Annotated in this window: 23 protein-coding genes and 1 riboswitch; of the genes, 22 read left to right on the top strand and 1 reads right to left on the bottom strand. The window is 45.4% G+C overall.

Annotation, left to right across the window (positions count from 1 at the left end):
- Positions 1-51 precede the first annotated feature (51 nt).
- The 11 genes from pyrR (at position 52) to LRR81_RS06380 (ending at position 13,098) form a co-directional block, all read left to right on the top strand.
- The gene (gene pyrR / locus LRR81_RS06430; protein WP_231788450.1) at positions 52-597 is read left to right on the top strand and encodes a bifunctional pyr operon transcriptional regulator/uracil phosphoribosyltransferase PyrR; all 546 of its coding nucleotides are present in this window, start codon (positions 52-54) and stop codon (positions 595-597) included.
- A 149-nt stretch (positions 598-746) separates the two neighbouring features.
- Complete coding sequence (locus tag LRR81_RS06425; RefSeq protein ID WP_231788449.1) at positions 747-2,060, top strand: uracil-xanthine permease family protein; 1,314 nt, start codon at positions 747-749, stop codon at positions 2,058-2,060.
- Between the two features lie 150 nt (positions 2,061-2,210).
- Entirely contained in the window at positions 2,211-3,134 is a 924-nt protein-coding gene (locus LRR81_RS06420) for an aspartate carbamoyltransferase catalytic subunit (protein WP_231788448.1), read from the top strand.
- Complete coding sequence (locus LRR81_RS06415) at positions 3,118-4,410, top strand: dihydroorotase (RefSeq protein WP_231788447.1); 1,293 nt, start codon at positions 3,118-3,120, stop codon at positions 4,408-4,410. The genes LRR81_RS06420 and LRR81_RS06415 overlap by 17 nt, the downstream gene beginning before the upstream one ends.
- Entirely contained in the window at positions 4,407-5,492 is a 1,086-nt protein-coding gene (locus LRR81_RS06410; protein ID WP_231788446.1) for a carbamoyl phosphate synthase small subunit, read from the top strand. The genes LRR81_RS06415 and LRR81_RS06410 overlap by 4 nt, the downstream gene beginning before the upstream one ends.
- Positions 5,489-8,698, top strand: coding sequence for a carbamoyl-phosphate synthase large subunit (gene carB, locus LRR81_RS06405; protein ID WP_231788445.1), 3,210 nt, complete (start codon positions 5,489-5,491; stop codon positions 8,696-8,698). Before LRR81_RS06410 ends, carB begins: the two co-directional genes overlap by 4 nt.
- Positions 8,695-9,468 carry a dihydroorotate dehydrogenase electron transfer subunit gene (locus LRR81_RS06400; protein WP_231788444.1) on the top strand — a complete coding sequence of 258 codons (774 nt, stop codon included), beginning with the start codon at positions 8,695-8,697 and terminating at the stop codon, positions 9,466-9,468. Before carB ends, LRR81_RS06400 begins: the two co-directional genes overlap by 4 nt.
- Positions 9,468-10,403 carry a dihydroorotate dehydrogenase gene (locus tag LRR81_RS06395; protein WP_231788443.1) on the top strand — a complete coding sequence of 312 codons (936 nt, stop codon included), beginning with the start codon at positions 9,468-9,470 and terminating at the stop codon, positions 10,401-10,403. Before LRR81_RS06400 ends, LRR81_RS06395 begins: the two co-directional genes overlap by 1 nt.
- The gene (gene pyrF, locus LRR81_RS06390) at positions 10,372-11,091 is read left to right on the top strand and encodes an orotidine-5'-phosphate decarboxylase (RefSeq protein ID WP_231788442.1); all 720 of its coding nucleotides are present in this window, start codon (positions 10,372-10,374) and stop codon (positions 11,089-11,091) included. Before LRR81_RS06395 ends, pyrF begins: the two co-directional genes overlap by 32 nt.
- Positions 11,088-11,720: an orotate phosphoribosyltransferase gene (gene pyrE / locus LRR81_RS06385; RefSeq protein ID WP_231788441.1), complete on the top strand. Its 633-nt coding sequence runs from the start codon at positions 11,088-11,090 to the stop codon at positions 11,718-11,720. Before pyrF ends, pyrE begins: the two co-directional genes overlap by 4 nt.
- Positions 11,721-11,910: 190 nt before the next feature.
- Entirely contained in the window at positions 11,911-13,098 is a 1,188-nt protein-coding gene (locus LRR81_RS06380; protein WP_231788440.1) for a two-component system sensor histidine kinase NtrB, read from the top strand.
- Positions 13,099-13,124: 26 nt separating this feature from the next.
- Here LRR81_RS06380 and LRR81_RS06375 read toward each other — a convergent pair whose 3' ends face one another.
- Entirely contained in the window at positions 13,125-13,376 is a 252-nt protein-coding gene (locus LRR81_RS06375) for a hypothetical protein (protein WP_231788439.1), read from the bottom strand.
- 252 nt (positions 13,377-13,628) lie between these two features.
- Positions 13,629-13,733: riboswitch (SAM riboswitch) on the top strand.
- A 98-nt stretch (positions 13,734-13,831) separates the two neighbouring features.
- On the opposite strand from LRR81_RS06375, the gene LRR81_RS06370 reads away from it, so the two are divergent.
- From LRR81_RS06370 to LRR81_RS06320, 11 genes are all read left to right on the top strand, one after another.
- On the top strand, positions 13,832-13,948 hold the full coding sequence (locus LRR81_RS06370; RefSeq protein ID WP_269448544.1) for a YezD family protein: 117 nt from the start codon (positions 13,832-13,834) through the stop codon (positions 13,946-13,948).
- 198 nt (positions 13,949-14,146) lie between these two features.
- A complete protein-coding gene (locus LRR81_RS06365) occupies positions 14,147-14,848 on the top strand; it encodes a phosphoadenylyl-sulfate reductase (RefSeq protein WP_231788437.1) in 702 nt (233 codons plus the stop codon).
- A gap of 13 nt (positions 14,849-14,861) precedes the next feature.
- Positions 14,862-15,920, top strand: coding sequence for an inorganic phosphate transporter (locus LRR81_RS06360; RefSeq protein WP_231788436.1), 1,059 nt, complete (start codon positions 14,862-14,864; stop codon positions 15,918-15,920).
- A gap of 49 nt (positions 15,921-15,969) precedes the next feature.
- Positions 15,970-17,109, top strand: a complete 1,140-nt coding sequence (gene sat / locus LRR81_RS06355; RefSeq protein ID WP_231788435.1) for a sulfate adenylyltransferase — start codon at positions 15,970-15,972, stop codon at positions 17,107-17,109.
- A 15-nt stretch (positions 17,110-17,124) separates the two neighbouring features.
- Positions 17,125-17,736, top strand: coding sequence for an adenylyl-sulfate kinase (gene cysC / locus LRR81_RS06350; protein ID WP_231788434.1), 612 nt, complete (start codon positions 17,125-17,127; stop codon positions 17,734-17,736).
- Positions 17,737-17,879: 143 nt separating this feature from the next.
- Positions 17,880-18,650, top strand: coding sequence for a uroporphyrinogen-III C-methyltransferase (cobA, locus tag LRR81_RS06345; protein WP_231788433.1), 771 nt, complete (start codon positions 17,880-17,882; stop codon positions 18,648-18,650).
- Position 18,651: 1 nt separating this feature from the next.
- Entirely contained in the window at positions 18,652-19,416 is a 765-nt protein-coding gene (locus tag LRR81_RS06340; protein WP_231788432.1) for a sirohydrochlorin chelatase, read from the top strand.
- Complete coding sequence (locus LRR81_RS06335; RefSeq protein WP_231788431.1) at positions 19,413-19,910, top strand: precorrin-2 dehydrogenase/sirohydrochlorin ferrochelatase family protein; 498 nt, start codon at positions 19,413-19,415, stop codon at positions 19,908-19,910. The genes LRR81_RS06340 and LRR81_RS06335 overlap by 4 nt, the downstream gene beginning before the upstream one ends.
- Before the next feature lie 746 nt (positions 19,911-20,656).
- Positions 20,657-20,893, top strand: coding sequence for a hypothetical protein (locus LRR81_RS06330; protein ID WP_231788430.1), 237 nt, complete (start codon positions 20,657-20,659; stop codon positions 20,891-20,893).
- Positions 20,826-21,677, top strand: a complete 852-nt coding sequence (locus LRR81_RS06325; protein WP_231788429.1) for a nuclease-related domain-containing protein — start codon at positions 20,826-20,828, stop codon at positions 21,675-21,677. The genes LRR81_RS06330 and LRR81_RS06325 overlap by 68 nt, the downstream gene beginning before the upstream one ends.
- Before the next feature lie 17 nt (positions 21,678-21,694).
- A complete protein-coding gene (locus LRR81_RS06320) occupies positions 21,695-22,654 on the top strand; it encodes a quinone oxidoreductase family protein (protein WP_231788428.1) in 960 nt (319 codons plus the stop codon).
- Positions 22,655-22,709 lie beyond the last annotated feature (55 nt).

The following is a 22,709-nucleotide window of genomic DNA, read 5'->3' as shown; positions in this document are numbered from 1 at the left end:
CGAGAGGGCTTTTTATTTATCCAGAACCGATTGGCGAATGTGAGGGATACGATGCCGGAAAAAGCAGTTGTATTAGACGAACAGGCAGTCAGAAGGGCATTGACAAGGATTGCCCATGAAATAATTGAACGAAATAAAGGAATCGAGAACATGATTCTGGTCGGCATTAAAACAAGAGGCATTTACCTGGCAAAGCGCCTCGCTGAAAGAGTTCAGCAAATTGAAGGAAAACCGGTTTCCATCGGAGATTTGGATATCACACTATACAGAGACGACTTGAGTGTAAAAACCGAATCAAAAGAGCCGCTTGTTAAGGGCTCGGATATTCCGCTTGATATAACAGGCCAGAAGGTGATCCTGATAGATGATGTTCTTTATACTGGAAGAACAGTCAGGGCGGCCATGGATGCTCTAATTGATATCGGGCGTCCGTCACAGATCCAGCTGGCCGTTCTCGTAGACAGAGGGCACAGGGAGCTTCCGATCAGAGCCGATTATGTCGGAAAAAACATTCCAACTTCAAGCTCTGAAAAAATAGTCGTTCGCCTGAATGAAGTGGATGGCCTGGATCAGGTTGCCATTTTTGAAAAAGATTAAAATTTCATAGCAAGCCCTTTTAATCGCAATCCAGAGAGACTGCAAAGGGGGTACAAACAGATAGCGCATCACTTGCGCTGCAAGTTTGCCATACCTCTTTGCAGTCTGCAAAGAGGTATTTTTTATGCCTAATCCTAGGAGGAACCTTAATGAACACAGCTGAAAAAAATATTGTACTTGATGTAGAAGATAAACCAAAACCGCTCAACTGGCTTGCCTTAAGCTTTCAGCATTTGTTTGCCATGTTTGGAGCAACCGTCCTTGTTCCGTTTCTAGTAAAGCTTGATCCTGCTGTTGCATTAATTTCAAGCGGGATTGGAACCATTACATTCCTTATGATTACTAGAGGAAAAGTGCCTGCCTACCTTGGATCCTCCTTTGCTTTTATAGCCCCGCTGATCGCAGCTAAAGCTGCTGGAGGGCCGGGAGCGGCCATGGTCGGGAGCTTTCTTGCCGGAGCCGTTTACGCCCTTATCGCATTATTTATTAAAGTGTCAGGCTATAAATGGATTATGAAGCTTCTGCCTCCGGTCGTTGTTGGCCCTGTTATAATGGTCATCGGCCTCAGCCTTTCCACTACAGCCGTTGGAATGGCAATGAACGATGCAAAAGGGCACTACAGCCTTGTGAATTTCTCGGCCGCTTTAATCACGCTTGCTGTCACGGTTATCTGCTCGATCTATTTTAAAGGGTTTTTTAACCTGATACCGGTTCTTGTCGGAATCGCCTGCGGCTATATTTATTCCCTTTCAATGGGCCTTGTGGATTTTTCAAAAGTCACCTCCGCACCATTCTTTAAAATGCCGGACTTTATCCTGCCGTTTGCGGACTATCAGCCGGCTCTTACGCCGTCTATCGTTCTGCTGATCGTCCCAATTGCGGTTGTCACGATCTCAGAGCACATTGGACATCAGCTTGTCCTCAGCAAAGTAGTAGGGAGGAATTACATTGAAGATCCAGGTCTTCACAGCTCCCTGTTCGGCGACGGTGTTGCCACTATGATTGCTGCAATGCTTGGAGGTCCTCCAAGCACTACTTACGGAGAAAACATTGGAGTTCTGGCCATTACTAGAGTGTACAGCGTGTTTGTCATCGCAGGAGCTGCCGTATTCGCCATCCTGTTTGGCTTTATCGGAACAATATCAGCTTTTATCAGTTCTATTCCGCAGCCGGTAATGGGCGGTGTCTCGATCCTTCTGTTCGGAATTATCGCTTCCTCAGGCTTAAAGATGATGGTTGACAGCAAAATCGATTTTGGGGAAAAACGGAATCTGATTATTTCATCTGTCATCCTTGTTGTCGGAATCGGCGGAGCCATGCTGAAGCTGAATGATCATTTTGAACTTCACGGCATGGCCCTTGCAGCGATAATCGGAGTCATCCTGAACCTTATCCTGCCAGGCAGAACCTATGACGAATTCACCGTCTTGGATGAAAAAGAGCCGAAAAAGCATACTGCATAACCACCTTTTAAGCTAGTCCAGAGAGGCTTTCAGCAAGGGTGCCTGCAAAGGAAAGGGGAGCTCCATGCCCCTATTCCTGCCTGCACCCCGAAGCTTTAAGCCGGGGTGTTTTTTTATGGAAAAAACAAACGCGGAAAGGAAGAGTTTATGATGAAGCATCTGCTTACAATGAATGGTCTTTCATGTTCAGAGATACTTGAGATTTTGGAGGATGCAGAAAACTTTAAAAAGGGAATGACGCTTTTTAAAAAAAATGAGCCAGTGTTCATAGCAAATCTTTTCTTTGAGCCAAGTACAAGAACTCGGCTAAGCTTTGAAGCAGCAGAAAAGCGCCTCGGATTTGAAGTGCTGAATTTTGAACATCAGTCTTCAAGTGTTCAAAAAGGAGAGACGCTCTATGATACCGTTAAAACACTGGAAGCAATCGGGGCCAGCGCCTGTGTGATCCGTCACCCTGATAATGCTTATTTCAAAGAATTAGAAGGAAAGGTGGGTCTCTCCATTATTAATGCAGGAGATGGATGCGGCCACCACCCGACACAGTCTCTTCTGGATCTTTTAACAATAAAAGAGGAATTTGGAACCTTTGAAGGCTTAACGGTTTCCATTCACGGCGATATCCTTCACAGCCGTGTGGCGCGGTCGAATGCAGAGGTGCTATCAAGACTCGGAGCAAATGTCCTTTTCTCAGGACCTGAGGAATGGAATGATGCACAGAATCCATATGGAACATATGTGAAAACAGATGAGGCCTGCAGGGAATCAGACATTGTCATGCTCCTCAGGATACAGCACGAGAGACACCAGGATTCCTTCGGCAGGGTACATACGTATCTCAGCGAATATGGCCTGACACCTGAAAGAGAAAGAAAAATGAAGGACCATGCCATCATCATGCATCCCGCTCCAATAAACAGAGGGGTTGAAATTGCAGATGAATTGGTTGAATGCGAAAGGTCCAGGATCTTTGCACAGATGAGAAACGGCGTTTTTGCCAGGATGGCTGTATTAAAGCATGCGTTAACAAAAAGCGAAACAGCGAAGGGAGAAAATGCCCATGTTCTATGTTCTTAAAAACACAGCTGTTTTAAACGGCAGCGGAAAAGCAGAACTGAAGGATATCATCATCGATGGGACAAAAATAAAGGCTATAGCAGACGCGGGAACATGGCAGGGAGATGAGGCTCATGCCGTTGATCTAAAGGGCGCCTTAGCTGCCCCGGGATTTGTTGATCTGCATGTTCATCTGAGAGAGCCTGGCGGCGAGCATAAGGAAACAATCGAAACCGGAACAAAAGCAGCGGCAAAGGGCGGTTTTACTGCCATTGCAGCTATGCCGAATACAAGGCCTGTTCCGGATCATCCCGGCCAGATGGAATGGCTGCAGAAGAAAATCAGCGAAACGGCTGCGGTCAGAGTGCTGCCGTATGCCTCCATTACAGCAAGGCAGGCAGGGAAAGAGCTTACAGACTTTAAGGCGCTGAAAGAGAAAGGGGCTTTCGCGTTTACCGATGACGGCGTTGGAGTCCAGACAGCTGCTGTCATGTATGCTGCGATGCAGGAGGCTGCTGCGCTTGACATGGCCATTGTCGCTCACTGTGAGGACAATTCCCTGATATTTAAAGGTTCTGTTCATGAAGGAGCTTTTTCGAAAAAGCACGGGTTAAAAGGAATTCCTTCCATTTGCGAATCCGTACAGATTGCGAGAGACGTGCTTCTTGCTGAAGCAGCAGGGTGCCACTATCATGTGTGCCACATCAGCACAAAAGAGTCCGTCAGAACGGTCAGGGATGCAAAAAAAGCGGGAATCCGCGTAACAGCAGAAGTAACGCCTCATCATCTGATCCTTTCAGAAGACGATATTCCTGGCCTTGATCCTAACTTTAAAATGAACCCGCCGCTCAGAAGCAATGAAGACAGAGAAGCCTTAATAGAGGGTCTCCTTGATAGAACCATTGATTTCATCGCAACAGACCATGCGCCGCATGCGCTTGAAGAAAAAGCGGAAGGAATGACGCTCGCCCCCTTCGGCATTACAGGGCTTGAAACAGCATTCCCGCTCCTTCATACCCATTTGGTCAAAAAAGGAATTCTAAGCTTAAAAGAACTTGTTTACTTCCTGACAGAAGCTCCTGCCAAGTGCTTCGGACTTCCTTTTGGAAGGCTGGAAGAAGGCGGTGCGGCGGATCTTGTGGTGATTGATCTGGAGAAAGAGAAGAACATTGATAAGAACAGCTTCCTTTCCAAAGGAAAAAACACTCCTTTTCATCAATGGGCCTGCACAGGCTGGCCGGTATTAACCATACATAATGGACAAATTGTTTTTGAGAAAGGGAAGGTTTTGGCATGAAAAAAATATTGCTGCTTGAAGATGGAACACAATTTATTGGAAAAGGCTTTGGAGCACAAAAGGAAGCGATTGGGGAAACGGTTTTCCATACTGGAATGACAGGCTATCAGGAAATCTTATCAGATCCTTCCTACAGCGGTCAGCTTGTCGCGATGACCTATCCTCTCATAGGAAACTACGGCATCAGCAGAGATGATTTTGAAACCATTTCACCATTTATAAACGGGTTTATAGTCAAAGAATTATGCGATCTGCCTTCTAACTGGAGAAGCGAGTGGTCCCTTGACAGCTATTTTCAGCAAAAGGGCATTCCGGGGATATCAGGAATTGATACACGCAAGCTGACAAGGGTGATCAGGCAGCACGGAACGATGAAAGGAATCATCTGCTCTGAGACTGACCTCCCTGCAGCTTTTCAAAAGCTGAGAGCAACTGTTCTGCCAAGAAACCAGGTGGAAAGGGTCTCAACCAAAACCGCTTATCCGAGCCCAGGCAGAGGACACCGTGTCGTGCTCGTCGATTACGGCATGAAGCATGGCATTTTAAGAGAGCTGAATAAACGCCATTGCGATGTTGTTGTCGTGCCTCACAATACAGAGCTTGAGGACATTCTGCGCCTGCGGCCGGACGGGATCATGCTGTCAAATGGGCCTGGGGACCCGAAAGATGTGCCGCAAGCCATCGGGATGATTCAGGGTATCCTCGGAAAAGTGCCTCTGTTTGGCATCTGCCTCGGACATCAGCTTTTTGCCCTTGCATCAGGTGCTGATACAGAAAAAATGAAATTCGGACACAGAGGAGCCAACCACCCTGTTATCGATCTTGAAACGGAAAAAACAGCGATCACTTCACAAAACCATGGCTACACCGTCAAGGAAGATTCTCTTCTGGCCACAAGGCTCGTGGTTACCCACAAAGCATTGAATGACGGATCAGTGGAAGGCCTAAGGCATCTTGACTATCCGGCCTTTACGGTTCAGTACCATCCGGAAGCATCGCCAGGCCCTGAAGATGCCAATCCGCTATTTGATCAATTTCTTAACATGATAGAAATGCATAAAAGAGAGGGAGCTGCCGTATGACAAAAAGAACAGATATCCATAAAATCCTTGTAATCGGGTCAGGTCCGATTGTAATTGGCCAGGCAGCAGAATTTGACTATGCAGGCACACAGGCCTGCCTTGCTTTAAAAGAAGAAGGATATGAGGTTATACTCGTCAACTCCAATCCTGCCACCATCATGACAGATACTGAAATGGCAGATAAAGTATACATAGAACCGCTTACAGTGGAATTTGTGTCAAGAATTATCCGGAAAGAGCGGCCGGATGCCATGCTTGCAACGCTCGGAGGACAAACAGGTCTTAACCTTGCCGTCCAGTTAACAGAATCAGGCGTGCTTGAAGAATGCGGAGTCGAGCTGCTCGGAACAAAGCTTTCAGCCATTCAGAAGGCTGAGGATAGAGAATTGTTCCGGAACCTGATGTATGAACTGAATGAGCCTGTTCCGGACAGCGAAATCATTCATACGCTTGATGAAGCGCTTGCCTTTACGGAAAAAGGGGGCTATCCAGTCATTGTACGCCCTGCCTATACGCTCGGAGGAACAGGCGGCGGCATCTGCTCAAATGAAGAAGAGCTTTTGGATACAGTTGAAAACGGACTGAAAATGAGTCCTGTAACTCAATGCCTGCTCGAAAAAAGCATTGCCGGCTTTAAGGAGATTGAGTATGAAGTAATGAGGGACAAGAAAGACAATGCCATTGTTGTCTGCAACATGGAAAACATTGATCCTGTCGGCATTCATACAGGAGATTCGATTGTAGCTGCGCCGTCCCAGACACTGAGTGACAGGGAGTATCAGCTATTAAGAAATGTTTCGCTGAAAATTATCCGTGCGCTTGAAATAGAAGGCGGCTGCAATGTGCAGCTGGCACTTGATCCGCACAGCTTCAACTATTACATCATAGAAGTAAATCCGCGTGTAAGCCGTTCTTCTGCGCTTGCTTCCAAAGCTACCGGCTATCCGATTGCAAAGCTTGCCGCCAAGATTGCGGTCGGCCTGACGCTTGATGAAATGATTAACCCTGTCACAGGAAAAACCTATGCCTGCTTCGAGCCGGCGCTTGATTATGTGATCACGAAAATTCCGCGCTGGCCGTTTGACAAGTTTGAATCTGCCAACAGAAGGCTAGGGACACAAATGAAAGCAACAGGTGAAGTGATGGCGATCGGGCGGACGTTTGAAGAATCCCTTTTAAAAGCCGTCAGATCACTTGAGGCAGACGTTTGCCATCTCTTTTTAAAAAATGCATCAGACATGACGATGGAGCACATGAAAAAAAGAATTGTCAAAGCAGGGGATGAAAGGCTTTTCTATCTTGCCGAGGCGTTCAGAAGGGGCGTGTCTCTCGAGGATTTGCATGAGTGGAGCAAAATCGACCGCTATTTCTTGAATGGAATCAGAAAGATCATTGATTTCGAACAGCTGCTAGTCTCACATCCATTCAGTCTTGAAATCCTGGAAGAAGCCAAAAAGCTTGGATTCAGCGACGCGGCTGTCTCGAAATTCTGGAACACTTCTGAAAGAGAGGTGTATGAATTCCGCAAACAAAGCGGCCTCATGCCTGTCTACAAAATGGTTGATACATGCGCTGCAGAGTTTGAATCGGAAACACCTTATTTTTACGGAACATATGAGGAAGAAAACGAATCCTTGCCATCTAAAAAAGATAGCGTGCTCGTCCTCGGCTCAGGGCCGATCCGCATCGGCCAGGGAATTGAGTTTGATTATGCAACAGTGCATTCTGTGTGGGCAATTAAGGAAGCCGGCTACGAGGCCATTATTATGAACAATAACCCGGAAACTGTGTCTACTGATTTCAGCATTTCTGACAAGCTGTACTTTGAACCATTGACAATCGAAGATGTCATGCATGTGATTGAACTGGAAAATCCAATCGGGGTGATTGTCCAATTTGGCGGCCAGACAGCTATAAACTTTGCGGCAGGCCTTGCGGAAAGAGGCGTCCGCATTCTTGGCACAAGCCTTGAAAATATGGACAGAGCAGAAAACCGGGACAAATTTGAACAGACGCTGCAGGGCCTCAGCATTCCGCAGCCTCTCGGCAAAACGGCCTTCTCGGCTCCTGAAGCAGCAGAAATTGCAGCAGGCATCGGCTATCCTGTGCTTGTCCGCCCCTCTTACGTGCTTGGCGGAAGAGCGATGGAGATTGTTTATCATGAAGGCGAGCTGCTTCACTATATGGAAAATGCCGTAAAGATCAATCCCGAACATCCTGTACTTATCGATAAATACTTAACAGGAAAAGAAATTGAAGTGGATGCCGTGTCAGACGGCGAAAATGTTTTGATTCCGGGAATTATGGAACACATTGAAAAAGCCGGCGTCCATTCAGGCGATTCCATAGCCGTTTACCCGCCGCAGTCACTCTCTCCTGCTGTAAAAAGTAAAATTGAAGACTACACGATTAAGCTTGCAAAAGGATTAAACATTATCGGCCTGTTAAACATTCAGTTTGTCGTATCAAATGATGATGTTCATGTGCTTGAGGTAAATCCGAGATCCAGCAGAACAGTGCCGTTTATCAGCAAGATTACAGGAGTGCCGCTGGCAAACCTAGCAGCTAAAGCGATACTCGGGAGCACTTTGAAAAGCTTCGGCTATGAATCGGGAGTGTTAGAAGAAAAAGCAGGCGTGTATGTAAAAGTTCCCGTGTTCTCTTTTGCAAAGCTCAGAAACGTAGACATTACTCTCGGGCCTGAAATGAAGTCAACAGGGGAAGTGATGGGAAAAGACATCACCCTTGAAAAAGCCTTGTACAAAGGGCTTGTCGCCTCAGGCATTGAAATAAAAAACCACGGTGCTGTTTTGTTAACCGTAGCAGATAAAGACAAAGAAGAAGGAGCAGATCTCGCTTCCCGTTTTCATCAAATCGGCTACCAGATTATTGCAACGAGCGGAACGGCAGATTACCTGCAATCAAAGGGAATTCCGGCGCAGACGGTCAGCAAAATCGGTGCGGGCGAGCCTGATCTCCTGCATGTTATCCGGAGCGGAGAGGCGCAGTTTGTCATCAACACGCTGACAAAGGGAAGGCAGCCGGAAAGAGACGGCTTCAGAATTCGCAGAGAATCGGTTGAAAACGGTGTCCCGTGCCTGACATCCCTTGATACGGCAAAAGCAATTGCAGGGGTGCTTGAGGCGATCAGCTTTTCGGCAGACGCTATGGCGCCCATCCGGCAGCAGGAGGTGACGCTTGCATGATCATCAATGAGAGAATGGAAATACGTTCTCATCAGGAAATTGCAGACCGGATCTTTGAGATGACCCTGAAAGGCGAGCTCGTCTCCTTTATTCAAAAGCCTGGCCAGTTTGTCCATGTGAAGGTGTCAGACAGCTATGCACCGCTTCTAAGGCGCCCGATCAGCATTTCCCATTACAGCAAGGAAAAAGGAGAGATGGTGCTGCTGTACCGGTCTGACGGTGAGGGAACGGCTCTGCTGTCAAAAAAACAGCCTGGCGATAGCGTCCAGGTTCTCGGCCCTCTCGGCAACGGCTTTAATCCGGATATTGCTGCGAAAGGAAAACGGGTACTCCTCGCAGGTGGAGGAATCGGTGTGCCGCCGCTTTTCGGCCTTGCAATGGAGTTAAACAAGAGAAGCATTGATACAGTAAGCGTTCTTGGCTTTCAAAACCGAGATGACGTCTTTTATGAAGATGCTTTTCAAAAAGAGAGCAGAACGATTGTGGCCACTGCTGACGGCTCGTATGGAACAGAAGGGTTTATAACAGATGCCATTAACGATTATGAGCTTGACTTCGATATTCTGTTCGCCTGCGGTCCAACGCCGATGCTTTCCGCTTTAAAAAAGCAGTTTTCTGATAAAGAAGTCTACTTATCGCTTGAAGAGCGGATGGGATGCGGCATAGGGGCGTGCTTCGCCTGTGTGTGCCATGTGCCTGATTCTCCTTCAGGCTATGTAAAAATCTGCAGTGACGGACCAGTATTTAAAGCAGAGGAGGTTGTCATCTGATGCTTGATGTAAAATTGCCAGGCTTAAACCTGAAAAATCCAGTTATGCCGGCTTCCGGCTGCTTTGGATTCGGAAAAGAATTTGCTGAGCTGTATCCGCTCGATAAACTGGGTGCTGTTATGGTGAAGGCTGTAACTGAACATCCAAGGTACGGCAATGAAACACCGCGCGTAGCTGAAACACCAGCAGGGATGCTCAATGCAATAGGCCTGCAGAATCCAGGGCTGCAGGAAGTGCTGCAAACAGAGCTTCCGCGCCTTGAAAAGTATGATGTGCCCATTATTGCCAATGTGGCAGGCTCTGCGATCGAAGATTATGTTATTGTTTCAGAAGCTGTTTCACATGCACCAAATGTGAAAGCCATTGAGCTGAATATCTCCTGCCCAAATGTAAAAACAGGGGGCATTGCTTTTGGAACAGATCCCATTATTGCAGCCAAGCTGACAAGCGCCGTAAAAAGAGTATCCAAAGTGCCGGTTTATGTGAAGCTCTCGCCGAATGTCACGAGCATCGTTTCCATTGCACAGGCAGTTGAAGCAGCAGGAGCGGACGGGCTGACAATGATCAATACTCTTCTTGGCATGAGGCTTGATTTAAAAACAGGAAAGCCGATCCTGTCAAATGGAACAGGCGGTCTGTCAGGACCTGCCATCAAGCCGGTAGCGATCCGGATGATTCACGAAACAAGCAAAGCCTGCAAGCTTCCGATTATAGGAATGGGAGGCATTCGGACAGCAGAGGACGCACTTGAATACTTTTATGCAGGGGCAAGTGCTGTGGCTGTCGGCACAGCAAACTTTGAAAATCCTTTTGTCTGCATGGAAATCATTGATGCCCTTCCGGCCCTGCTAAAAAAACACGGGTTCAGCCATTATACAGAAACCATAGGAAGGAGCCATCAGCATGAAAAAGAAACCGCTCATCATCGCGCTTGATTTTTCGGGAAAACAAGAGCTTCAGGATTTTCTTCAGAAAATGGGAAACGAACAGCTGTATGTGAAAGCTGGAATGGAGCTTTTTTATGGAGAAGGCCCAGAGATACTGTATGAATTGAAAGAAAAGGGACATCAAATTTTCCTTGATTTAAAGCTTCATGATATTCCAAACACCATCAGGCAGGCAATGAAGCGCCTTGCTGGATTTTCCCCAGATATGGTTAACGTGCATGCTGCAGGCGGGAGAAACATGATGGAAGCAGCTCTGGAGGGACTTGAAGCAGGAACTGAAAGCGGAGCAAAAAGGCCTCTATGCATTGCCGTTACCCAGCTGACAAGCACATCGCCTGCACTGCTCAGAGAAGAACTTTTAATTCAAACGCCGATGAAGGAAACAGTGCTCCATTATGCCAAAAACGCCTATACGAGCGGGCTTGACGGCATTGTTTGTTCTGTTCATGAATCAGAAGAAATTCATGCGGCAATAACTCCGCAATTTTTAACCGTCACACCGGGAATCCGCCTGATAACGGATTCCGTAAACGATCAAATCCGAGTAGCAGATCCGGAAGAAGCAAGAACTAAAAACGTTTCAGCCATCGTTGTCGGAAGAAGCATCACTGCCTCTAACGACCCGCTTGCTGCATACATAAGAGTCAAAAAATTATGGGAAGGTGCTGCAGTATGAAAAACAAAATTGCGCTCCATTTATTAAATATCGAAGCAGTGGCACTGAAGCCGGATCAGCCGTATACATGGTCAAGCGGCATGCTGTCACCGATTTATTGCGATAACAGACTCACACTGTCCTACCCTGAAATCCGTGATGAAATAGCCGAAGAGATGGCGAAAAAAATCCAGGAGGAATTCCCAGAAGCTGATTTAATAGCAGGCACGGCAACTGCAGGCATTCCGCATGCCGCATGGGTAAGCGGCAAGCTGTCCCTTCCGATGTGCTATGTAAGAGGAAAGGCAAAGGAGCACGGAAAAGGCAATCAAATTGAAGGGATTGCAAATAAAGGGCAAAAGGCAGTCATTATTGAAGACCTAATCTCTACTGGAGGAAGCGTTATTAAAGCTGCAGAGGCGCTAAGAGGCCAGGGTGTGGAAGTGATCGGTACAGCAGCTATCTTCTCCTACGGATTTCTAAAAGCTGAGAAGAACCTTTTAGAAGCGGGACTAAACTGGTTTTCCCTGACAGATTATCCAGCGCTGATTGCGCTCGCATCTGAAAAAGGAATAGTTTCAAAAAGCGACCTGGAGAAATTAAAAGCATGGCGCGAAAACCCAGACAGCGATGCCTGGAGAAGTGCCTGACAAGAACCGGATATTATCCGGTTTTTTGTTATAAAACAGGTTTTTTACTCTCTGTGAGCGGACATTTTATTTACTGTCTGAAACAGCTGCAATATCCAATTCCAGCTAAAAAAGGAAGTAAGGATTGTCATAAAAGCTGTTTTATAATATAGTTTAATAGCTTTAAATACAATGTTAAGAGGTATGCCTAATGAAAGACTACAGCGCTGAAAAGGAACTGAAAGCCCTGCGGCAGGAAAATCTGGCACTGCGCAAATTGCTGGCAAATGCAGGCAGAAATATGGCATTTTCCGCTTCTGATGAAATGTTCCTGGCAGGCAATAAGCAGGAGCTGAATTCTCAGATTGTTTCTGAAAGAGAATTTACCCTGGCAGAGCCGGTGATAACAGCGATAACCAATTTATCTCCAAATCATATGGTGATGATCAATGATCAAGGGATCATTACTTTAATAAATGAACAGACAGCAAAAGATTTTCAAGTGGATAGGCAAGAGATGATCGGAAAGCATATCAGGGAGTTATTGCAAATTCCCGATGAGCAGATTATGCTCCTGAAAAGCCTTCAAACTGGCAAGCCGATTACAAAAAAGGAAGTGCTGGATAAAAACTACGGCATTACTTCTACTCACCTTTTCCGGAATAAAGAGGGCAAAATATTTCGGGTCCTTGGCTATTTTCAGTATTTAAACAGCTTTCGGGATGCGGAAAAACAAGCATTGTCCGGCCGTATAGCAGCCGGGATTGCCCATGAAATCAGAAATCCGCTCACAACTGTAAGAGGGTTTTTGCAGATTTTGCAGGATCAGGTGAAAGAGGGGCAAAAAGAAGTGATCAAAGGCCTTTTGATCCCTGAAATTGACAGAGCCAATAAAATTATCTCGGACTTTCTGGCAGTTGCAAAACCTGCCGAAACGGCAACAGAGAGAATGACGGCAGAGCATTTTGTAACGGGATACCTTGGAAGCTTTATGAACGGCGAGGCGCTCCTCTACAATACAGAGCTTTCTTTTGACATTGAAGAAGAGACAAGAAACTGCCGGATAGATATTAATAAAGAAGAGCTGCTGCAGGTTTTTCTCAATTTGATGCGAAATGCCATACAGGCAAAAGCTGAAAGACCGCTTCAAATCCGCCTTTTAGCGGGAAGAGAAGGCGATGCTGTAAGATTCGTCTTTTCGGATAATGGATCAGGCATACCGCCGCATCTGCTTCAGCATATTTTTGATCCCTTTTTTACAACAAAGGACGACGGCACGGGACTGGGTTTATCTTTATCAAAAAAGATTATTGAAAATCATGGGGGATCCATCCAGGCGGAAAGCAGTAAAAACGGTACAGTATTCACAATAAAGATCCCAGCAGGGGAAGAGAAATAAAGCACTGTCTGAAGGCAGAGCTTTTTTTATTTGTTTCTCATATGAAAAAGGGACTTCAGCTGCTGATGCCTGAGAAGCATTTCATCTTTTTTAATCTGAAGTCTGTCTGCCAGGGTTTCTTTCTCAGCCCTCAATTTCATTTCTTTCTCACGGAGACTGATGATGATCTTTTCCCTTTCTTTTTTTCGTTTTAATTTATAAGCTGCTCTCTCGGAATAAAGTGTATCATTGCCTAATATTGTGCTGTTATTGGTTAGAGAAACGTTCTCTTTTTCCATAAGTGTCCCCTTTCTTTTTCAAGGCTGGTACTATACCTGCCTATTTTCAGGCTTTTATTTTTATATTCACAGCGGGCTGATTTGCTCCACTCAGAAAAAAATTTTGCCTAGTTTGAAAAAAATATTAATCCAATCAGTTAACTCGGGTTGACACTTGCCTGAATTATGCTAAAATTTAAAAACATAACAACACATTTTCTTGGTGGCGCTGAAAGGAAATAGCGCAATGCCTTCATCAAACCAAGCTGAACATTCTTATCAAGAGCGGTGAAGGGAACTGGCCCGATGAAACCCGGCAACCTGCAAATTGCAAGGTGCTAACTCCAGCAAAATGGGGCCCATTTTGGAAGATAAGGTAATATGAATTACCTCACAAGTCTTTCCGAAGGGGAAGGATTTTTTATGTTGATTTAAAGGAGGGACTTCTGGTGGGGGAAAATGATCAATTAGACAGTCTGCTGGGCAAACTCAAGGAAATGCTGGGCTCAATGAGTTATGGATCCATTACCCTTGTCGTACAGGATGGAAAAGTGATTCAGCTGGAAAAAAACGAAAAAGTCCGATTGAAATAGATTTAGATATTGTCTGGGTTATAGAGGAATTTCTATTATTTTCAGTATTGGATGAAGCGGCTGCTTCCGGCCAATGCTTAAACCAACAGCCGAAACTGAGCCAAAATCAAATAAAACGCTGACTAGACAAACTAGAGGCGGTCTCCGGGTTACAATAAAAGACGCCTGGGGACCGCTTTTTTCCATGGAGGGAAAAGGATGCTTACTTATCATGATTTTCACACGCCTGAAACGCCTTTTGAAGACAAGGACGTTATTCAGGAAGCATTGAACGTTCTGGAATGGTCTTACAGAAGCTATGGAGATGACATCGTTTATGCCTGCAGCTTCGGAATAGAAGGAATTGTGCTGATTGATCTGATTAATAAAGTAAAACCGGATGCAAGAATTGTTTTTCTTGATACTGACGTTCATTTTAAAGAGACTTACAGCTTAATAGATGAAGTGAAAAAGGATTATCCGAATCTTCGCATCGAAATGAAAAAAGCTGACCTGACCCTTGACGAGCAGGCAGAAAAGCACGGAGACCGCTTATGGGAAAAAAATCCGAATCTTTGCTGCAAAATCAGGAAAATTATTCCGCTGCATTCTGAATTGTCCCACAAGAAAGCCTGGATTTCAGGACTAAGACAGGAGCAGTCGCCGTCCCGTAAAAATGTTCAATTTTTAAATAAAGACGACAAGTTTCAAAATATCAAGATTTGTCCGCTGATTCACTGGACATGGAAAGATGTTTGGCGCTACGCCCATAAAAATGGTCTTAAATATAATATTCTTCATGATAAAGGCTATCCAAGCATCGGCTGCGAGCCTTGCACAAAGCCTGCATTTAATGAAGAAGATATACGTGCCGGCCGCTGGTCCGGAAACTCAAAAACAGAATGCGGCCTGCATGGCTGATTGGAGCTGAAAGATGGCAGCTATTGCAATCCTTGTGAGTCTGTTTTTTGCACTGAACATCGGGGCGAGCGGTGCAGCCGCCTCGATGGGAGTGGCATATGGAGCAGGCGTCATTAAAAAGAGATATATCGCCCTTTTGATTTGTGCGGCAGGTGTCATTTTAGGCGCTGTCCTCGGGGGCGGAGAAGTAGTAAAAACGATCAGCGGCGGAATTGTGCCCAAGAACATCATTACGGTTAATCTGGTTATTATTATTATCAGTTCTGCTGCGCTGTCGCTCTTTTTAGCCAATCTGATGGCAATCCCGCTTTCAACAAGCGAAGTCACGGTTGGGGCTGTCGTAGGCGTTGGTGTTGCCTGCCATGTACTGTATATTAAATCCATTTTGGTCATCGCAGCATTTTGGATTTTCATCCCGGCTGCTGCCTTTTTTATTGCTTATGCAGCTTGCAGGCTGCTCCGCCGCTTTAAAGGAAAGTCATCAGAAAAAAGCACTGTGCTCAGCGTACTGCTAATTGCAGCAGGGTTCTTTGAAGCTTTTTCCGCGGGAATGAACAATGTGGCAAATGCTGTCGGACCGCTTGTTGCAGCAAGCATAATGGATGCCGGAACAGGGATTTGGAGCGGCGCTTTATTCGTTGCGCTTGGAGCTGTCCTGCTTGGCGGCAGGGTGCTCGAAACCAACGGAAAAAAAATAACCAATATGACGAAAAAAGAGGGCATCGTCGTTTCCGGCACTGGCGCCTTCCTTGTTATTCTGAGTTCGATTTTTGGTCTGCCTGTACCGCTGACACAAGTAACCTCAACAGCCATTATGGCATCAGGGGCGGCAAAAAACGGCAAAGTAGTCTTTCAAAAAAATATCGTCAAACGCATTGTCAAAGTTTGGATCGTATCTCCGCTCGTGTCATTGACAATTTCTTATATACTCGTAAAGCTGTTTATTCAGTCTGATTTTTATTCAACCTTCTTGGCTCTGATGGTGATTGCAGCAACTGTTGGCGTCATTTCGCTTACAGGGGCAGTAAAAAAAGAAAAGCAGTCCATTCATGAACAGGGCGGAGGCATCTGAAGAGCGGATATCCAACAAGCGTTTAATCATAACACTGGAGGTAATACTTATGAGCTTGCAGCCACATGGCGGTACATTAATCAATAGGATTGACTTCAACTATCCGCTGGAAGAGATCAGCAAAAAAATTGAAATCGATCAAATAGCCCTGAGTGATTTGGAATTGATCGGGATTGGCGGGTACAGCCCGCTGACAGGTTTTTTAACAAAAAAGGATTATGAAAGAGTCGTAGAGGAAATGAGACTCAGCGACGGCACGGTATGGTCCATTCCGGTGACGCTTCCTGTTTCTAAAGAAGAAGCGGAAAACATTGAAAAGGGAGACCGCATCCGCCTGGACTTTAATGGGGAAACGTACGGTGTGATCACCGTTTCGGAAAAATATGAACCTGATAAAGAGAAAGAAGCAAAAAAGGTTTATTTAACAGATGACAAAGCCCATCCAGGGGTAAAAAAACTCTTCTCAAGAGGGGAGATCTACCTTGGAGGTGAAATCCATCTCACAAAAAGAAAAAAACCTGAGCATGAGAAATACACCTTTACCCCTTCTGAAACAAGAGAGGCATTTCAGAACCTTGGATGGGAAACCATCGTTGGTTTTCAAACGAGAAATCCTGTGCACAGAGCGCATGAATATATTCAAAAAGCAGCACTTGAAACAGTAGACGGTCTATTTCTTAACCCGCTTGTAGGGGAAACGAAATCGGATGATATCTCTGCTGAAATCAGAATGAAAAGCTATGAAGTGCTTCTGAAGGACTACTATCCGGAAAACAGAGTTTTTCTTGGCGTATTCCCTGCAGCAATGAGATATGCAGGGCCGAGAGAAGCCATCTTCCACGCTATGGTCAGAAAAAATTACGGCTGCACTCATTTTATTGTAGGAAGAGATCATGCAGGTGTAGGCGACTACTACGGCACATATGATGCACAGAAAATCTTCCGCAATTTTACAAAAGAAGAAATTGGCATCCAGCCTCTATTGTTTGAACACAGCTTTTACTGCAAAAAATGCGAAGGCATGGCAACAACGAAAACATGTCCGCATGATTCCTCCTGCAGAGTGATCCTGTCAGGAACAAAGGTAAGGGAAATGCTGCGGAACGGAGAAGTGCCGCCGGCTGAATTTTCCCGTCCGGAAGTTGTGCAGGTATTAATCGAAGGCATGAGAGAAAAAGCAACATTCTAAAGGGGGCGAATGAAGATGGCGCAATCATCCAATACGGTCTGGCATGAACAGACGGTTTCAAAAGAACAAAGAAGAGAAAAGAACGGCCATCACAGTTTTACGGTTTGGCTGACAGGTCTGTCCGGCTCAGGCAAGTCAACCATCGCAAACCTGCTGTCCCATGAACTATTTAACCGGGAAACTCAGGTTTACGTTCTTGATGGAGACAATATCCGTCAAGGATTGAACGGGGATCTTGGATTCTCAGAAGAAGACAGGGTAGAAAACATCCGCCGCATCGGGGAAGTATCAAAGCTGTTTGTTGACAGCGGCTCAGTCGTCGTAACAGCGTTTATTTCTCCGTTTCGGGATGACAGAAAGCAGGTAAGAGAGCTTCTTCAAGAAAAAGAATTTATCGAAGTTTATGTAAAATGTCCGCTTGAAGAATGCGAAAACAGGGATCCAAAAGGACTTTATAAAAAAGCCCGGAGCGGCCAGATCAAAAACTTCACAGGCCTGGATTCACCATATGAAGAGCCGGATCAGCCTGAATATGTTCTTGAAACAGATAAAAAGTCACCTGAGGAATGCACAGCTCAACTGCTGCGCTACCTGGAAGACAGCGGCTATATTCAAAAGAAAATTTAACTGTGCTGTTTCTTTGGTGCTGTAAAAGCTTGAAGAACATGCTCTTCAAGGCTTAAAATAAAGAAGAAAATAAGATCCGGAGCAATATAGCATTTGCTCTGGATTTTTTTGAAATAGAATAATTTTAATAGGAGGGTCGCGCCATGGGAAAAGTCTATCTTGTCGGTGCAGGACCAGGGGACCCCGAACTGATCACTTTAAAAGCTTTACGATGCATACAAGAGGCAGATGTTATTCTTTATGACCGCCTCATTAATAAAGAACTGCTGAAGCATGCAAAAGAAGGAGCGGATCTGATCTACTGCGGCAAGCTGCCTGATTATCACACGATGAAACAGGAAACGATCAACCGCTTTCTTGTCCGCTACGCCAAAAAAGGAAAAGTTGTAACAAGGCTGAAAGGCGGAGATCCGTTTGTTTTTGGAAGAGGCGGCGAAGAGGCCGAAGCTCTTGTAAAAAACAACCTGCCATTTGAAATCGTGCCTGGGGTCACTTCTGGAATTGCAGCCGCAGCTTATGCAGGCATTCCTGTCACACACCGCGATGCAAGCGCAAGCGTTGCTTTTGTTACTGGGCATAAAAAGGGTGAAGATGAAGAGGAACGCTGGAAGTCCCTTGCAAAAGGAATAGACACCCTTGCCATCTATATGGGGGTCAGCCAGCTTCCGTACATTCAGGAAAAGCTCATTCAGTATGGTAAAAGCCCTGATACACCAGCTGCCATCATCCATTGGGGTACGACTGCCGTGCAAAAAACGGTCACAGGCACTCTTGAAACCATTCATGAGGACGCCATGCGCAATGAAATGAAAAATCCAAGCATGATCATTATCGGGGAAGTCGTCAAATACCGTGAACAGCTGAAATGGTTCAAAGAAGATCTTAAAGCATCTCCTGTCAGCGAGGCGCTGTAAAATGAGCCAGGCTGTACTATACATTTGCCATGGCAGCCGCGTCAAAAAAGCACGCGAAGAAGCGGCAGCTTTCATTCAGGAATGCCAAAAAAGCATAGCAGCGCCCATACAGGAAATTTCTTTTCTGGAGCTTGCTGAGCCGTCCATTGAAGAAGGCTTTGCTGCCTGCGTGAACAAAGGTGCAACCAGTATTGCTGTTGTGCCTCTGCTTCTTTTAACAGCGGTGCATGCGAAGAAAGACATCCCTGAAGTTCTTGAACGCATGCAGCAGCAATATCCGTCAGTTCCCATTTCATACGGCAGGCCGATCGGCATTCAGGATAAAATGGCTGAAGCAGTATACAGTATGCTAAAGCCCCACACCTATTCAAATGCCGATACAAGAGTTCTTATAATTGGCAGAGGAAGCACGGATCCGGAAGTAAAAGAAAACATGCAGAGGCTTGCTGGCATGCTGAAAGAAAAATATCGATTCAAAGAGACAGACGTTTGCTATTTAACAGCAGCAAAGCCGTCATTTGAAGAAAAATTGTCTGAGATCAATACCTTCCCTGAAAACCATATTCTTCTCATGCCGTACCTTCTTTTTACCGGCTTATTAATGAAAGGCATCGAAAAGGAAATCAGGAAACTGCAAACGGAGAAAAACCTGGTGCTTTGCTCTTATATCGGCCACAGTCCGCTCGTCCGAGAAGCATTTGTTTACAGGGTCAAAGAAGCAATTGAGCAAAAGCCAGGTGTCTTCTCAATGGAGGAATCAGTATGATTCCGCTCTTAATTGATTTAAAAAACGAGCCGGTGCTGATAGCAGGCGGAGGCAGCATCGCTCTTAGAAGGCTGCAGCTGCTTCTTGAAGAAGAGGCGCTGCTAACGATTATCAGCCCTGAAGCCGGGCAGGAAATTGCTGATCTTGCAAAGAATGGCCGTATCACTTGGCATCAGCGGGAGATCAGCCTGGAAGACCTGGAAGGATACAGGCTGATCATCGCAGCCACAAATGACAGCGAGCTCAATTCCAAAATTGCTGATGCAGCCCGGAAGCACACCCTCGTCAATGTTGTGAGCAGGGCTGAGAATGGCAACATCCAAGTGCCGAAAATCGTAAAAAAGGGGAAGCTCACCCTCTCTGTATCAACAGGAGGCGCCAGTCCTGCACTGGCAAAAGAAATTGGCGGGAAAATAGAGCAGCTGCTTGATAATGATATTGAAGCACAGCTTGATGAGCAATGGAAAAAGCGGAAGGACCCTGATCTTGGGTGAGATTGGGGTTTTTTGTTTGCTAAGTTTGGGAGGGTCAAAATGGATTTTGTGCCTGGAAAATGGAGTTTTTGAGTTTGGACAGTAAAGGAGCTGTTTTGGACAGTAGACGGGTGAAATCCGCCAGTAAGAGGGCTGAGTTGGACAGTGAAGTGCTCGTTTTGGACAGTGAATGAAGGGCCGGTTTTGGGAAGGTGAGGGAAATTTAATTTTGCTGCTTGAAAAGTGGATTGTAGCTTGGCGGAGTAGGTGGAATAAATGATTCATCATAGGGGACGGGTTTATAATATTATTATGTAAACTTTAAACTGTTGTAATTACAGACTGATTGTTCAAACAATCCGGTAACCGGCTTTTAGTTCAATCTAAGCAGGTGGCAAAATTGAGTTTTGCTCCGGGAAAAAGGAGTTATAGAGTTTGGACAGTTAGGAAGCTGTTTTGGACAGTGAACGGGTGAAATCCGCCAGTTCAATGAGCGTTTCCGCCAGTTAAAGGACTGAGTTGGACAGTGAAAGACTCATTTTGGACAGTGAATGAAGGACCGGTTTTACCGATCAGCCTCAATTCATTTGAAAGGCTGTGAAAAACTATATTTAAGCTGGTAAAATCAAATTTTGCCGGTTTGCACAGTTATTCATGTGATGGTAAGTTCTAAAAGAGCACTAAAACAGTGAGGGGAATATTATATAATTTTATTATGTTAACCCCACCTCGTTTTTCACAATCTGCCAAATCAGGAGAACCTCTAAATGATTCTAAAACATAGACCCTATCCTCTCAAAATCAGCATGCTGGAAGCTTTGTTAAGAAGACTGCCGGCTGCTTATGAAAAGAGACCGCTTATTGATGAAGATCTGAGAAAAAGCCTCGCTGGCTACCACGGTGAAAAGTCTCTGGATTATCACTTGAATTTCATTGATGATGACAGTGCTTCTATACTCCACGATCTTCGCCTTCCTGGCATTAAGGATACTTTTTCAGCTTGATACACTGATTTTCACCCCTAAAATAGCCGTTATTCTCGAGATCAAAAATATTGCCGGCATTCTGCAGTTTGATCCGCAGTTCAGTCAATTGGTTAGGACGCTGAATGAGAAAGAAGAAGGGATGCCAAGCCCGATCCTTCAAATAGAGAGACAGGAAGTTCAGCTGAGAAACTGGTTAAACAGACATAATCAGAAGAACCTTCCTATTGCGGCCTTTGTCGTGTTTAGCAATCCAGCAACAATAATCAAAACACCTTCACCTAACACTTTTCTTTTAAAAAGAATCGTTCATGCAGAACACTTACCCACCAAACTAAATACTCTTTTCCAAAATGGGAAGGGCATACTTACCTCAAAAGAAATCAGAAAGCTGACGAATACGCTAATCAAAGAACACAGGCCTCACACCCCAAACCTCCTCGAAAAATACAAGATTCCTGTTTCAGCCATAATCCCCGGGGTACACTGCCCGGGTTGCCAAAAACTAAGTATGAAAAGGGAAAGAGGTACCTGGCACTGCCTATACTGCAGCAAAAAGGATAAAATCGCCCATGTTCAAGCTTTAATTGACTTTGCTCTTTTAATACAACCCACTATAACTAACGAACAATTCCGATCTTTTACCTTTCTCAGCTCCGCCTCTGTATCGTCCAAAATTCTAAAATCTCTCTCCATCCCTTATGAAGGAAACTACCGATATAGATCCTATAATCTCATAAGCTTATTACACATCCATCTTGCATTCCTCCTTCCGATTCTATACGCTTATTTCATAAATACATAGAAGAATGAGGTACCTGCATGAAAGCATTGGTTTTTAATCAGTTTGGATCAGCGGATGTACTGGAATACATGGAGATCCCCACTCCTGAAATTGGCCCTGATGAAGTTCTTGTTAAGATGGAAGCAATCGGGCTTAATTTCGCAGACATTTACAGAAGAAAAGGGAACTATCATCTGGCAGGAGAGCCACCTTTCATTCTTGGTTATGAAGGTTCAGGCGTTGTTGTGGAGTCTGCTATTCAAGACATTAAGCCAGGAGATAGAATCGCGTTTGCAGATGTTCCATATGCAAATGCTGAATTCGTGGCTGTTCCTTATGAAAAAGCTATCTCTGTCCCTGAAGGAATTTCTCATGAAACGGCAGCAAGTGTGCTGCTCCAGGGATTGACTGCACATTACCTTGTGCGGGACAGCTATAAAGTAAAGTCCGCAGATACTGCTGTTGTCCACGCTGCTGCTGGCGGTGTCGGCCAGCTCCTGATGCAAATGATCAAGCTGCTTGGAGGAACAGCCATCGGATTGACCTCCAGTGAGGAAAAAAAGGCTGCTGCGATGAAAGCAGGCGCGGATGAGGTGTTTCTCTACAGCAGCAGCTGGCCGGAGAAAATCAGAGAATATACGAACAGCATGGGAGCTGATGCTGTATATGAATCTGTCGGCGCTACGCTCGAGGATAGCTTTGCAGCAGTCAGAACAGGTGGAACCGTTGTGTTTTTCGGGATGGCAGGCGGAGATCCTGCACTTGTGGATCCGAGAATGCTGATGGATACGTCAAAAACATTAACAGGGGGAGACCTGTGGAATGTGCTCACTTCCCGTGAGGAGAGGCTAAGCCGTTCAGCTGAGCTGTTTGATTGGATCCAAACCGGTAAGCTGAAGATTGCCGAACCTGCCATATTTTCTTTAAAGGACGGCAAAGAGGCACATCGCCTTCTTGAAAGCAGGAAAAGTACAGGAAAAATATTGCTGAAGCCATAATAAAAAGAGGCTGGGACATAAGTACTTTAGACAATGAAAAACCCGAATGATTAGG

The sequence above is a fragment of the Metabacillus kandeliae genome (assembly GCF_021166585.1).
Classification (GTDB): domain Bacteria; phylum Bacillota; class Bacilli; order Bacillales; family Bacillaceae; genus Metabacillus_B; species Metabacillus_B kandeliae.
The sequence above is the reverse complement of the archived record's forward strand: the minus strand, read 5'-3'. Positions and strand labels throughout refer to the sequence as shown.